Here is a 13,634-nt window from a genome sequence, read left to right on the forward strand (position 1 = left end):
GTCTCATCTGTGACGCTGATCCCCAAGGAGTCGCCCAGCCTCCACTCCAATCAACCTATATGGCATACGTTTTAACAGATGTCATCCACAACTTTTGATGATGAGACTTTTATTCTCAATTATACCATTTTAATGGTAAATTATATGAAAATTCGGAAATATATTTGAGCTTAGAAGAAAACTGATTGAATCGTTTTTTGGGTAGAAAATTAAGTTGTTCCGATAAACGCTCAAATTGCCAAAAAAGCAGCTCACTGTGTGTGAACTGCTACGAAAAGGTAGTTCAAGAGTGTTTTTCGATAAATGCTCAAATAGTTTCGATAAAACGAGATAAAGTCTCGATAAACGTTCAAATAGTTTCGATAAAACGCCATTTTATTTCGATAAATCTTCAAAGTATCCCTACTCATCAAGATGATGGGATGAAGATTGTAGCATCTGTGCATAAATGCCACCTGATTCAATTAACTCTTGTTGTGGGCCCGCTTCGACTAACTCACCTTTGTGCATAACAAGCACAATATCGGCATTGTGCACTGTATTTAAGCGGTGAGCAATAACAAAGCTTGTGCGTCCCTGCATTAACATCTCTAGAGCCTCTTGAATCGCCAGCTCCGTCACAGTATCAATGCTACTTGTCGCCTCATCCAACAACAAAATTTTCGGGTCAGCAATCAACGCTCGTGCAATGGACAGTAACTGCTTTTGACCTTGCGAGATTTCTCGACCATCTGCTGCAAGTATTGTGTCATAGCCATCCTTTAGCTTCATAATAAAGTCATGTGCATTTGCACGCTTTGCCGCTTCTTCTATTTCTTCATCACTAGCATCTAATCGACCATAACGAATATTTTCACGTACAGATGCTTCAAATAAAAACGGATCCTGTAACACAAAGGCCATTTGCGAGCGCAATGCTTGTCGTTCTATTTGCTGAACGTTCACGCCATCAAATAAAACCTCACCCTTTGTTACCTCATAAAATCTTGCAATCAGCTGTAAGATCGTTGTTTTCCCCGCTCCAGTTGCTCCAACTAGAGCTACCGTCTGTCCAGGCTCTACATTAAAATTAACGTCCTTTAAAGTGTAAGCTTCCTCTTCTTGCTCATATTTAAAGTGCACATGTTGAAAGCTTACTTGTCCTAATAGTTTATGCTTCTGTACTGAAGCAGCCTCCTCTTCAGCCTGTTCATCCAGTAACGCAAATACACGCTCAGCACCAGCAATTGCTGACAGTACTGTATTAAATTGATTGGCCAAATCATTTAATGGTCGTGTAAATTGCCTTGCGTATTCTGTGAAAATAACAATGACTCCGATCGACACATGACCATAAAGAGCAAGTACGCCTCCAATACCAGCAACAATTGTAAAGCTCATATTGTTTAAAAAGTTCATGACCTTTGGAATATATCCCGAGTATGTCTGTGCCCAAAAGCCAGTTCTTTTTAATCGTAAACTTTTTTCGCGAAACTCCTCTTTCATTCGTTCCTCTTGTGAGAAAGCCTTCACAATTCGCTGGCCCGAAATCGTTTCTTCAATCATGCCATTAAGAGCCCCTATTGCCGCTTGCTGCTCTTTAAATAATGGTGCTGTTCTCCGTGTGACCCAACGCATTGCCCAAAACATAATCGGTATAATTGTCATCGTTAATACTGTTAGTAAAGGACTTAAGCTTAACATGATGATCACTGTTCCTGTAAGCGTTAATACACTAGAAAACACTTGGATAAAGGAACTATTTAATGTTGAGCTAACTGCTTCAATATCGTTCGTCATTCGACTCATTAATTCTCCGTGCTGACGACGATCGAAAAAAGTTATCGGTAGTCTTTGGAAATGTGCAAATACACTCGTTCGCAATCTATAAATGGTTTGCTGAGCAATACCGATCATCCAATAGTTTTGTAAAAATAATGCTACTGCTAATAGCGCATAAATGCCAACTAACAGCATAATTCCGTTACCTAGACCTGTAAGCTTTCCGTGCATCACATACATGTCAATCATTTTACCGATTAAATATGGCCCAAGGAGAGCTAATATGGAGCTCACCGTGACAAGTAACAGCACAACGATTAATAGTACACGTTGTTCATCAACAATTTTCCATAAACGCAACAGTGTACTTTTCCAATCTGTCGCACGAGGTCCCTTCTTTTTCTTAACAGCCTGCTTCACATCATCTTGCGTCAAAATCGGTTCATAGCCAAAAGGTTTTTGGAAAAATCCCATTATTCCTCCACCTCCTGTTGGGAAATTGCGATTTTTTCATAGAGCACTGAAGTTTGCAATAGCTCTTCATGTGTCCCATATGCGACCACTTTTCCTGCATCAATGAGTAAGATTCGATCCGCACCTTTTGCTGTACGAATTTTTTGAGTGACTACTAGCATTGTTGCTTGTTCTTCACTCAATGCCTCCCATAATGCCTGCTCCGTTTTCACATCAAGCGCACTTGTACTATCATCGAGCATTAATATATGCCCTTTTCTTAATAACGCTCTAGCAATAGATAATCTTTGTTTTTGACCACCAGAAAGATTGACACCCTTCTGACCGACCCTTGTCTCGTATCCGTTCGGGAAATCCTCCACAGAAGCATGGATTTGCGCTTGCATTGTCGCCTGTAGCACTGCATCCATTTCAGCCTCTGTATCGCCCCAACGAACATTATCAGCAATGCTTCCCGTAAATAATAGAGACTGTTGTGGAACATAGCCGATGATTTCGCGCAGTTCTTGTAAATCCCATTGCTGTACATCTTTCCCCTCTACTACTATTTTGCCTTCTGTGACATCGTAGAAGCGTGGAATAAGCTGTAGCAACGTTGATTTCCCTGCACCTGTTGCCCCCATAATGGCTAACTTTTCACCAGATTTCACTCGGAAGCTGACATCGGATAGTACAGGCAAGTCTCCCCCAGGATAAGTAAAACTAACATGCTCGAAAGCTAGTTCGCCAAAATTCAAGTCATTAGATGTTTTCTCTGAGGATGACGGTAGCTCAATCTCATTCTCAGTCGAAAGGACCTCTGCCATACGCTCTGCTGAGGCTTTTGCACGCGCATAAAAAATAATAATAAAGGCAAACATCGAAAACGATCCTGTCATGCGCATTGCATAATTGACAATAGCCACAACATCTCCAAGTGGTGTTGTACCGGAAGCTATTTGCTTTGTCCCAAACCACAGCACTGCAAGTAAGCTCATATTCATGATGAATAACAGTACTGGCATAATGTACTCCATTGTACGAAGAGCCTTTACTGTATCTATTTTCAAACGTGAGGCGACCTCATCGAAACGCGACGCTTCATAAGCACCACGTAAATAAGCCTTCACCAATCGAATTGCCTGTAAATTTTCCTGTAAAACTCGATTTAAGCGGTCTATTCTCTTCTGCACAAGTCCAAAATAAGACACACCTTTTACCACCATAAAAACAAGAAAAATGAAGATAATTGGTGCACCAATAACTAAAAACAACGCTAGCTTTGCATTCACAACAAAAGCCATCACAATGCTACCAACTACGGCAAGTGGTGCCCGAAGCATGATACGCAAACTCATAAATAACACCGTCTGTACTTGTGTCACATCATTCGTTAACCTTGTAATAAGGGAAGCCGTTGAGAATTTTTGATACGTAGTTAAAGTAAAGGATTGTATTTTTTCAAACAGTGCATTTCGTAAATCATAGGAAAAGCTTTGTGCTGTATGCGATGAAAAATATGAATTCACAACACCAGCTATAAAGGCTACGAAGGATAAGGCAAGTAAAACAGCACCCCATTGCAAAATCATCCCTTGGTTTTGAGCTCGCACTCCATCATCTATGATTTTAGCCATTATAAGTGGCTGAGCAAGCTCGACAAACAATTCCAACAACATCAAACCTAACGCAATAAATGCAGTCCATTTATAAGGCTTTATATAGGAAAAAATTTGTTTCACACTATTCCCCCTTGTCCTAGTAAAAAATCAATTTCGTCTTGGCGTAATTTTAGCTGTCGCTTCGCTTTCGCACAGAAAACATTTGTTGCTGTCGCTACCGACAAACAATACGTTCGGAGGCATTATCTTCATTTGAATGAAGATGTTCTCTATAATTCAAAGATAGTCGTAAGCTCCTACGCTGATAGTATATTTATGCTTTTTCTCCCGCTACCGAAAGCCATGTTACACAAACAAGCATAACGAACACACCAACTAATTGCCAAAACCTAATGATGCTTCAAACACGATTACTGAAATAACCATAGCAGCTAGTGGTTCAATACTAGAAAGAATACTAATCTCAACTGCTGTAATATATTTCAAGCTACTTAAAAACAGTATGAAAGCCACATTTCCGAAGAATAATCAATTTTACTTCGGCATAATTGCATTCGGAGGCTTTAACTTCTTTCAATGGATGTTTAGACACCCGCTAAAAGAAGCTAAAGCAATCATTTAGCATGTAACCTTAAAACAAATCACAAATATGACTGCCAAACACAACTAATATTTCTAGCATTACACCACCTATAAGCATTCCCCACCCGACAACAAGTAGTACACTCCATTCTTTCATCAGACGTGCAGGATACAATATGTAGAAGGCAAATGTTAGACCCATGGCTAATCCTACAATAAGACTTTATCACTAACTAAGAAAACATCGAATGAAGCGTTCGTTAGTAGGAGAAAAAGACCTAAAAGCATACCAATAATCCCTATCACTTGATATTTAGGGGGCAATTTCTTTAAAATAAGAATGACAAAAGCAACAATAAATATCGGTGCTAGAAAATGTAAAAAGGTAGCTAATACAGCATTACTTTCGTTGATCGCTGCCACGAAAGCAAACTGTACGCCCAATATTGAAAATATCTTTTCCAGTTAACGATCAATGTGGGTATCCAAACCCCTGCTGAATGAAGATAAATATGTAAGTCCTGCAACCGATAAAAGAATTGTTAACATAAAGGAAACTGTCAATGGTGTATGATTGAGTAACCACTTCATTAAAGATCCAGTTGCTCCCATAACATCGAACTAGAGCCGATATATACTATTCCTTTTAACCGTTTTATACAATTCTTACTTCCTATATACATACTAAAAAATGTTATTTTTCTCCAATTATTTTCTTGGGTTTCACTGAAAAAGTCCTAGTTTTTTTCATTATCAAATATTTACAAATATATTCATAATGACTAATTCCCGATAATTAACTATAATATTAGTATATATAGATTACGCAAGGAGATCGAATAATCATGAGTCATATGCACAAATCATTTACGATTGATGAACATTATTTAAATTCACTTCCTTTTCCTGCCATTGTCATGAATCAAGATGGACAAGTTATTATTTTGGGAAAACTTGCTGAACAGCTATTTGGTTTTTCAGCTACTGATACTAAAGAACGTACTGCTTCATTCATTCATGAAAATTTACTACGCCAGCTTTCATTAGAGACGTTTCAAACAATTTTACAAAATGATGACAGTACGCATATAAATCAAATTCATATGAACACATATACAAATGAAGAAATTACGACAACGCTGCTAGCTAAACCATTTACTGAACAAGGAGAGCGTTTCATTCTTATGATGTTTATGTTACCAGAAATAATGATTAATTCTGTCTCAAATAGCAGTACTTTAGTAGACTTAAAACAAGGCTTAGACTCGACGTTTATGACAGTAACACTTGATCAGGATGGATTTATTTTAGAATGTAATGCTGAATTTCTAAAAACGAGTCAATGGACACCTAAGCGCGTTATCGGCAAAACGTTTTGGCAGTTATTCCCTGATGATGAAGTGAGTGAAAAAATCACAAATACTATTTGGCGTAATTTAAACAATGGGCACACGTGGCAAGGTGAAGTCGAAAAAGTCACAAAAACAGGCCAGTCTTATTGGGTACTTCTAACAGCTATCCCAACATTTAATCTCGAAGTAAATGAGCAACAATTTATTTTAATTGAAAAAGATATCACGAAGTCAAAGACGATACAACATCAGCTTGAAAAAATCGCTTATATCGATACAGAAACAGGTCTCATGAATGCACATCGACTCGAAAAAGTGATTTCCAGCATGATTGAGGAAGAAAGAAACTTTTCTTTCGTCTATTTAAGTATCGATAAATTTTATACGCTTAAAGAGTTGCATGATCATCAAATCGATCAAGGTCTTATCGTGGAATTTACAAATCGTATAAAAATGTATTTCCAAGATAGCACAATGGCACGCATTAACGAAAATGATTTTGTTGTAATCACACCTTTAAGTGAATGGTTTATTCAGGGCTTCCTGTCTTACTTACAACAGCATCCAATTTATAATAGTAACGTTGCTGTCCCTATTTCTATTAGTGGAGGAATTACACGTTACCCTGAGGATCAAACTACATTCTCCCAATTAATGAAGGCATCCATTGCTACGATTACAACTGTTCGCGAAGCAGGTGGCGATAGAGTCGTCGCGCTATCAAAAGCAACACATAAGGCATTAAATCGGAAAGCTTTAATTGAAAAACGTTTACTTCAGGCACTTGACCAAAAAAATCTAAAAGTCCTTTATCAGCCACAATTTGATGTTTCTTCAGGTAACATCACAGCTGTAGAAGCATTAGTCCGTTGGGAAGATGAAGTAATAGGCGTTGTCTCACCTGATGAGCTAATACCAATTGCTGAGGAAACGGGTCTCATTAATAATATCGGTTCCTTTATGTTAGAAAAAGCTTGTGAACAGGCTCTAATCTGGAAAAAAGCCGGTCTTGACTTAAAAGTATCCATTAACTCTTCTGTACGCGAATTCCGTGATAAAAACATGGCAAATTCAATACTTGAAATGTTAGAGAAAACAGGCTGTCCAGCAAATCTTATTCAAATTGAAATTACTGAGAAATTTGCCCTAGAAGCAGAAGTTGCTACCTTTATCACGCAGCAAATGCGTAAGCTTGAAAATGAAGGTATCGCCTTTGTACTAGATGATTTCGGTACCGGATATGGCTCATTTAGATATATGCAGATTTTACCAATAGAAACATTGAAAATCGATAAAGCATTTACAAGTTCTTTATTAAAATCTGAAAAAACACAAAAGCTAATAAACGGTATGGTACAACTCGGAAAATCTATGGAACTTAGAGTTGTAGCAGAAGGTGTTGAAACAGCTGAACAAGCAGACCTTTTGACTTCTTATGGCTGTGATGCGATTCAAGGTTACTATATTAGTAAACCAACTACTGCTGAGGAAATTGCAGCACTACTCGTTAAATAGTTAATTTAAAGAAGGAGGCTACGTTTAAGAACGTAACCTCCTTTTTCGTGTTTATTATATCTTTGGCTTTGGCTTTTCTATCCGTCGCTCTGGTCTTTCTATCCGCCACTTTGGCCTTTCTATCCGTCGCTCTGTCTTCTATCCGCCACTTTGGCCTTTCTATTCGTCGCTCTGGTCTTTCTATCCGCCGCTTTGATCGTTCTATCCGTCGCTCTGGTCTTTCTATCCGTCGCTCTGGCTTCTATCCGGCACTTTGACTTTTCTATCCTTCGCTCTGGCCTTTCTATCCGCCACTTTGACCTTTCTATCCGTCACTTCGGTCTTTCTATCCGCCATGTTCTCCCCTACATTTGCTGTAAAGCCTTATTTCTTATAAACCTTCTGGAATGTCGCTTTACTAGTACGGACAGAACGGAAAATAAGCTGTATAAATACCTCTGCGAATACAAGCCCCATAACGATGGCACCTGTAATTAAAAATGCCTTTAATCCATACTGTAGCCCCTGTAAATAATCATCTTCTACAACATTTCTCATTGCATTGTAAGCCATACCTCCCGGAACTAACGGGATGATACCACCAACAATAAAAATAATCATTGGCATTTTAAAGCGTCGAGCATATAAATGCGCAACAATAGCAATTACAAATGCGCTATAGAATGAGGCATTCACAACATCCATTCCATGTTCTGTTAGGACGAAATATATCATCCAGCCTATTACCCCAACCAAAACACAATAAAGTAAGGCTTTTCTAGGTACATTAAATATTATTGCGATACCAGCAGTGGCAAAAAAACTAACAATCAATTGTATGATATAGTCCATGTCGTCTGCCTCCTAAAACGATAAAGTGACAGCAATAGCTGCACCAATGGCAAAAGCCGTTAAAAAAGCTTCCGCTCCCTTTGCCATCCCTGACATAAAATGACCTGCCATTAAATCTCGAACTGCATTCGTAATTAAAATACCTGGTACGAGCGGCATAACGGAGCTAATGATAATTTTGTCTAATTCCGCACCATAGCCATAGTTCACTGCTAAGACAGCAATATATCCTATTACTAATGAAGCCGTAAATTCTGAGAAAAATTTTACTTTTGTTAAATGATTTATCATCACAAGCACTAGGAAGCCTAACCCTCCCGCTAAAAATGCAACCGGAAAATCAGACCACCCCCCCTTAAACATTATAAGGAAACAACCACTCGAAAGAGCTGCTGCTATGACTTGAATATATGTTGGCAAAAAATAATTTGTTTTTTGTATCGACTTTAGCTCGTCATAAGCGTCTTCTAATGTTATCATGTGAGATGTGAGTCTCCGAGATACTGAATTTACCAAGGCTATTTTTTGTAAATCTGTAATTCTGTTGGAAATCGATGTAATTCTCGTTGGCTGTGTCTTGCCTAAAGAAAAAATGATCCCTGTTGGTGTGGCATAACATTGCGCATCCAGCATATTTTGAGAATGTGCCATGCGTAGCATCGTATCCTCCACACGGTATGTTTCTGCACCACTTTCAATCATAATACGCCCTGCAAGTAATAAGCAGTCAATCGTAAATTCATTATCCGCTTCATGTAAAGCCATTAAGCTATCTGCCTCCTTCAAAAGGTTCCTTGCCCATAGTATCGAAATGCACATAAAAACTCAACTGAAAGTTTTAACTTTTAACAAAAACACTTTGGCTGTCATATGCTGAAAAGTGTAAGTTATTGAGTTATTTATTCATGAAGATCGGTTCCCTATAAATTGATTACAAAAGTTCGTAGATTCATATAACTTTTTCAATGACTAACACGTCTGATTATATAGAAGAATAAATAAGGAAAGGAGCGTATCCATCAAAATGCCGGAACGCAGAAGAAGAAGTAAAAGAAAAAGACGCGGCCCAATGATTGATTTCCTATTAGTTGGCCTCATCATTACATTAACAACAATTATTTTAGTCATTCTCCTATCAAAGGATGACTTTAAGTTTCAAAAAATAAGTGCCTCAAAAGAGGAACCACCAATAACGAGTAAAGTTTCTACAGAGAACTCTGCGTTTCCAGGTATACGTATTGTAACAGATGTTTCTAATGATGAGCGAACTCCTTTTGCTTTGCACTATCCAGAAACAGATAATAAAGCTTTTAACGATGCTGTCTTACAGTACATAAAAGATTCCAAAGAAAACTATCTGTCATCTATGAAAAAAAATAAAGATAAAAAGGCAACGGGCGAACTTAATATTAGTCTGGAAACTTTCCCATATCAAAAGCACTATTATTCCTTTGTCCTAACAAAAGTGCTGTACACGGGTGGAGCCAATCAAGAAGTTTCAACAAAAACATTCTTCATCAATAATGAAACTGGTGACCTGATTTCCATTAAAGAATTATTGAACAACGATGAAAACAACTTATCGACATTAGCAACTCATGTACGTAATGACTTACAACAAAACCCCAAGTTAAAAGATGAGCTTATCAAGGATGAGCTATCAAAGGCAACCGAACCGAAATGGTCTAACTTCAATCGCTTTGCCATTGTTGATGATTCGTTACAATTCTATTTTGAGGAGTATGAGATTGCTAGCGGTGCAGCTGGTTCGCCAATTGTGAAGCTTCCCCTTTCACTTATTAACCCGTTGTTAGCCTCTGATTTTCAGATTGCGATGGCAAAGCCGACGAAGCCAATCAATAATGGTGACCCAAATGTTAAGCGTATTGCCTTAACTTTTGATGATGGCCCACATCCAAAGGTTACAGAACAAATTTTAGATACTCTCGATAAGTATCATGCAAAAGCTACCTTTTTCATGCTTGGTAGTCGTGTGCAACATTACCCTGAAATCGCTAAAGACGTTCTTGCACGTGGACACGAAATAGGTAATCATTCATGGAACCATCCTATACTAACAAAACTGTCACTAGAGTCAGCACTGAAGCAATACACATCAACAGTTGCGGAGATAGAGAAAGCAATTAATCAAAGTCCAACTGTATTTAGACCACCATACGGCGCAACAAATGATGCTATTAACGCTCAAATTCCTGTCCCTGTTGTCTTATGGACGATTGATACGTTGGACTGGAAGCATCGCGATGCTAAACAGTTACTACCTAATGTTAAAAATAATTTGCACAATAATGCCATCGTCTTAATGCATGATATTCATCAATCAACTGCTGACGGACTTGATGCTGTAATGGCTTATTTACAAGGGCAGGGCTATGAATTCGTTACAGTATCAGAAATTCTTCCATATCGTCAAAAATAACTGACCAAAGAAAACTTTGCGACTGCGGTAGACAACGGCAGTCGCAAGTTCTCTGTCGCAAAAGTGGAGCAGAGCGCAATAACAGCGACAAAAATCTTTAATGAGCTACAGTTTTGAGAATTTATCGAGAACTTTTGATTGTTTATCGACTAACTTTTTCGATTTATCGACTAACTTTTTCGATTTATCGACCAACTTTTTTTATTTATCACCCAACTTTTTCGATTTATCACCCAACTTTCGAAAAATATCGACATCTACCTTCGAAACACTATCTGAGCGCACTGACCATTTGCGTCTAAAAATCTAACATCAAAAAAAGCGCGAGAAATCAACGTTTCTAAATTGATTTCTCGCGCTTTTTAAGGTTTTGACCAGTTTTGTCCCAGTATAAAAGCATTGGTTGTTGCTGCCGCTACGTTAACACTACGCTTTCGCACAGACAAAACCTTGTTGCTGCCGCTACGTTAGCACTTCGCTTTCGCACAAAAAACACTCATTGCTGACACTTCCTTTATCATTATAAATGAGAGAGGTATGCCAGAAGATAAATACTAAGCGAAGTGGTTGATCTTCGTTCCGGCGAAGCGGCTCATCGGACGCCCCCCAGCTAGCACGAAAATCTCCCCCACGTTTTGCAGAAGAGCCTTACTTTATTTGATAGGACACCTGAATTTCATTGACATAATAGTTTTTCAACAACATGAAAAGTCCAATAAACTCCACCTTGAGTTTATTGGACTTTCTTTTTATTTGATCGTTAATGTATCTAGAGGTTTGAAGTCCTTTAACTGATAGCTCTTCACTTCATTGCGTGCTACTGTGTAAAGAGTGTCATCTATATAGACTACACGCTGTACGAGTTGCTCCCAATTTTCATACGGCTCGCTAGTGTTTTCATTAATGATATTTCCTTTCAGTACAATTCCTTTATCCGTAGTGATTTCATAGATTTGTGCGCCCTGACCTTTGTAGACGATTTCATCACCCTTCCCTGCATCATAAAGGACAATTGGGAAACCAAAGTAATTGTATTCCTTATTGCGGAATAGCGCTTTAGGATTGTATTGAACATCCGAGTACGAGCCCTTACCACCGATTTTTACTGTTGATTGTTCCTTTGGATTTTTGAAATCTGAAACATCAAACAATGACATCTTCATATTCGTTGTCACTGTAAAATTACGCTTCGTATTTGCATCATAACGTTGCTCTGTATCATAGCCAATGCCGATTAAATGCGTATCGTCTAATGGGTGTAAGTAGTTACTAAAACCCGGAACCTTCAGCTCACCTAGTACAGTTGGCTTTTTCGGATTTGCCACATCAATAACAAACAGTGGATCCACTTGCTTAAATGTTACCACATATGCTTTTTCACCCATAAAGCGTGCAGAATACACTTTTTCACCAGGAGCTAAATCTTTTACTGCACCAAGTTGTTGTAAATTTTCATCTAAAATAAATAGGTGATTACGTGATATATCTTTTTCATTCCACGTATTTCCTTCAGTTGTAACGATGCGGAAATTGCCCTTATACTCATCCATTGAGTATTGGTTTAACACGGATCCTTTCACTTCCGTAGTACCTACAAAATTCATTGTAGTTCCACCAACATCCCACTTAAACACTTGTGTATCAGTAGTTCTTGGCATCCAGATCATATCCGTAATGCGACCAGTAGCAGGAACGGCTGGACTTCTATCATAAATTGGTGTTGTTAAATAAAGTGCATTCTCTGACATATAAAGCCCACTACTGCCACCTAAATAACCTTTAGTATTCACAGTTGCCTTGGCACCATTTTTTAAATCTACAGCTGTAATTAAGCTATATGTTCCATCCATAGTATTTGGTAAAATAGAAATTTTCTCTAAAGGTAAGCTTTTGTACTCTTTACCTTCTAAACTATCAAAAGTTTTTGGTTTTAAATCTGGCGCTTTTTGCTCTCTAAGCATCCAATAATTCGGATACATATTACCGATTAAATATAATGTGCCATTTGTAATTCGAATATCCTGTAAATATCCCTCTTGCCCCACTTCACGTATAAGCTTTGGATTCTTTGGATTTGAAATATCATACAAAGTAGCTGTCGACATGCTTGTGCCTACTTTTTCTAGATATTCATCCCCTATCACTATTAATAAATGATCATATAATGCTAGCTTTGAAATATATTGTGATTCTTTCAGCTTGATTGTTGTCGCTAACTTTAAATTTTTTGGATCTTTCGCATCAACTACATTAATGCCTTGATCTTTTACAGCATAAATAAAGCCATCTTTGACAACAACAATATCGCCTTCCTCCACTCCTTCTACTTGATTATTTGTTGTAGAGGCGTTGTTTGTGCTCGCTTTATCTTCGCTGCTTGCCACTTCTACGGTTGCTTCATAGTCCAATTCTTTTTGTGGGTGGTTGGCTAAAAGTGCTTCGAAATATTGCTGCAGCTCTTTTTCTGATTTTACTGCTTCTAGCTTTTCAATGATGGTAAACGGTATTACTTGTGAGGCTGTTTTAGTTCCGCTTCGTGCAAATGCTTCTTTATTGACATGTAATTTATAGCTATCAGGTGCTAATCCGCTAACGATAAGTGTCTTTTTATCGTCTCCCAATGTTATTGTTGCTAACACCTTTTTATTTTTGCTATTTGTTACGTATACATTGGCATCCGTTATTTCGCTTTCCTTTAATGCCTCTGTAAAGGACGCTTGCCAGCTATGCGTTTTCGTACTCGTACTTGCTTCCTGTGCCTCCGCTTTTTGGGGCACTATTAACGAAAAAGTTCCTGGTAAAATAGCTAGTACGGCGATGAGTAAAATGGCTATCCACTTATTTTTCATCATTTTTCCTTCCTTTCATAAAGTTGTTTATTAATTAGACTACCACAGAATAGAAAAGTTACAGTATTCTGAATTTAATTTTTGAAATGTCAGATAAAGAAAAACGAGGGAGAATGAATTTTATTGGTCAAATACACTAGTATTCTTTATAAAATGTGGACCAAAACAGAATCACTAAAGCTCCTTTCGTTCGTTTTATAGGAATACTTTGAAGATTTATCGAAACAAA

9 protein-coding genes and 1 pseudogene are annotated in these 13,634 nt (G+C 37.9%); 4 read left to right on the top strand and 6 right to left on the bottom strand.

Annotated features, from left to right (window positions below):
* Positions 1-402 precede the first annotated feature (402 nt).
* The 3 genes and pseudogenes from QRN68_RS04775 to QRN68_RS27050 form a co-directional block, all read right to left on the bottom strand.
* Entirely contained in the window at positions 403-2,235 is a 1,833-nt protein-coding gene (locus QRN68_RS04775) for an ABC transporter ATP-binding protein (protein ID WP_285395566.1), read from the bottom strand.
* Positions 2,235-3,956, bottom strand: coding sequence for an ABC transporter ATP-binding protein (locus QRN68_RS04780; RefSeq protein ID WP_285395568.1), 1,722 nt, complete (start codon positions 3,954-3,956; stop codon positions 2,235-2,237). The genes QRN68_RS04775 and QRN68_RS04780 overlap by 1 nt, the downstream gene beginning before the upstream one ends.
* A 193-nt stretch (positions 3,957-4,149) precedes the next feature.
* Positions 4,150-5,077 (bottom strand): annotated as a pseudogene (locus QRN68_RS27050) (DMT family transporter).
* A 186-nt stretch (positions 5,078-5,263) separates the two neighbouring features.
* On the opposite strand from QRN68_RS27050, the gene QRN68_RS04800 reads away from it, so the two are divergent.
* Genes QRN68_RS04800 through QRN68_RS04810 form a run of 3 tightly spaced genes read left to right on the top strand, consistent with a single transcriptional unit; the run spans position 5,264 to position 7,661 of the window.
* Positions 5,264-7,285 carry a GGDEF domain-containing phosphodiesterase gene (locus tag QRN68_RS04800; protein WP_285395574.1) on the top strand — a complete coding sequence of 674 codons (2,022 nt, stop codon included), beginning with the start codon at positions 5,264-5,266 and terminating at the stop codon, positions 7,283-7,285.
* A 47-nt stretch (positions 7,286-7,332) separates the two neighbouring features.
* Positions 7,333-7,542 (top strand): hypothetical protein, encoded by a 210-nt coding sequence (locus tag QRN68_RS04805; protein ID WP_285395576.1) that lies wholly within the window; start codon positions 7,333-7,335, stop codon positions 7,540-7,542.
* Positions 7,539-7,661 carry a hypothetical protein gene (locus QRN68_RS04810; RefSeq protein WP_285395578.1) on the top strand — a complete coding sequence of 41 codons (123 nt, stop codon included), beginning with the start codon at positions 7,539-7,541 and terminating at the stop codon, positions 7,659-7,661. The genes QRN68_RS04805 and QRN68_RS04810 overlap by 4 nt, the downstream gene beginning before the upstream one ends.
* On the opposite strand, the gene QRN68_RS04815 is transcribed toward QRN68_RS04810, so the two are convergent.
* Positions 7,649-8,116, bottom strand: a complete 468-nt coding sequence (locus tag QRN68_RS04815) for a threonine/serine exporter family protein (protein ID WP_285395581.1) — start codon at positions 8,114-8,116, stop codon at positions 7,649-7,651. The two genes, QRN68_RS04810 and QRN68_RS04815, sit on opposite strands and share 13 nt — an antisense overlap.
* A gap of 12 nt (positions 8,117-8,128) precedes the next feature.
* Positions 8,129-8,881: a threonine/serine exporter family protein gene (locus QRN68_RS04820; RefSeq protein WP_285395583.1), complete on the bottom strand. Its 753-nt coding sequence runs from the start codon at positions 8,879-8,881 to the stop codon at positions 8,129-8,131.
* 259 nt (positions 8,882-9,140) lie between these two features.
* Here QRN68_RS04820 and QRN68_RS04825 point away from each other — a divergent pair, with 259 nt between their 5' ends.
* Positions 9,141-10,556 carry a polysaccharide deacetylase family protein gene (locus QRN68_RS04825; protein WP_285395584.1) on the top strand — a complete coding sequence of 472 codons (1,416 nt, stop codon included), beginning with the start codon at positions 9,141-9,143 and terminating at the stop codon, positions 10,554-10,556.
* 749 nt (positions 10,557-11,305) lie between these two features.
* On the opposite strand, the gene QRN68_RS04830 is transcribed toward QRN68_RS04825, so the two are convergent.
* Positions 11,306-13,405 carry a beta-propeller domain-containing protein gene (locus QRN68_RS04830; RefSeq protein WP_285395586.1) on the bottom strand — a complete coding sequence of 700 codons (2,100 nt, stop codon included), beginning with the start codon at positions 13,403-13,405 and terminating at the stop codon, positions 11,306-11,308.
* Positions 13,406-13,634: the final 229 nt, after the last annotated feature.

It is taken from the genome of Lysinibacillus sp. fls2-241-R2A-57, assembly GCF_030209535.1.
Taxonomy (GTDB): Bacteria; Bacillota; Bacilli; order Bacillales_A; family Planococcaceae; genus Lysinibacillus.

Excerpts from the sequence above, each read along its gene's own strand:
- QRN68_RS04775 (WP_285395566.1), bottom strand. The coding sequence starts at position 2,235 with ATGGGATTTTTCCAAAAACCTTTTGGCTATGAACCGATTTTGACGCAA.
- QRN68_RS04800 (WP_285395574.1), top strand. The coding sequence starts at position 5,264 with ATGAGTCATATGCACAAATCATTTACGATTGATGAACATTATTTAAAT.
- QRN68_RS04815 (WP_285395581.1), bottom strand. The coding sequence starts at position 8,116 with ATGGACTATATCATACAATTGATTGTTAGTTTTTTTGCCACTGCTGGT.
- QRN68_RS04820 (WP_285395583.1), bottom strand. The coding sequence starts at position 8,881 with ATGGCTTTACATGAAGCGGATAATGAATTTACGATTGACTGCTTATTA.
- QRN68_RS04825 (WP_285395584.1), top strand. The coding sequence starts at position 9,141 with ATGCCGGAACGCAGAAGAAGAAGTAAAAGAAAAAGACGCGGCCCAATG.
- QRN68_RS04830 (WP_285395586.1), bottom strand. The coding sequence starts at position 13,405 with ATGAAAAATAAGTGGATAGCCATTTTACTCATCGCCGTACTAGCTATT.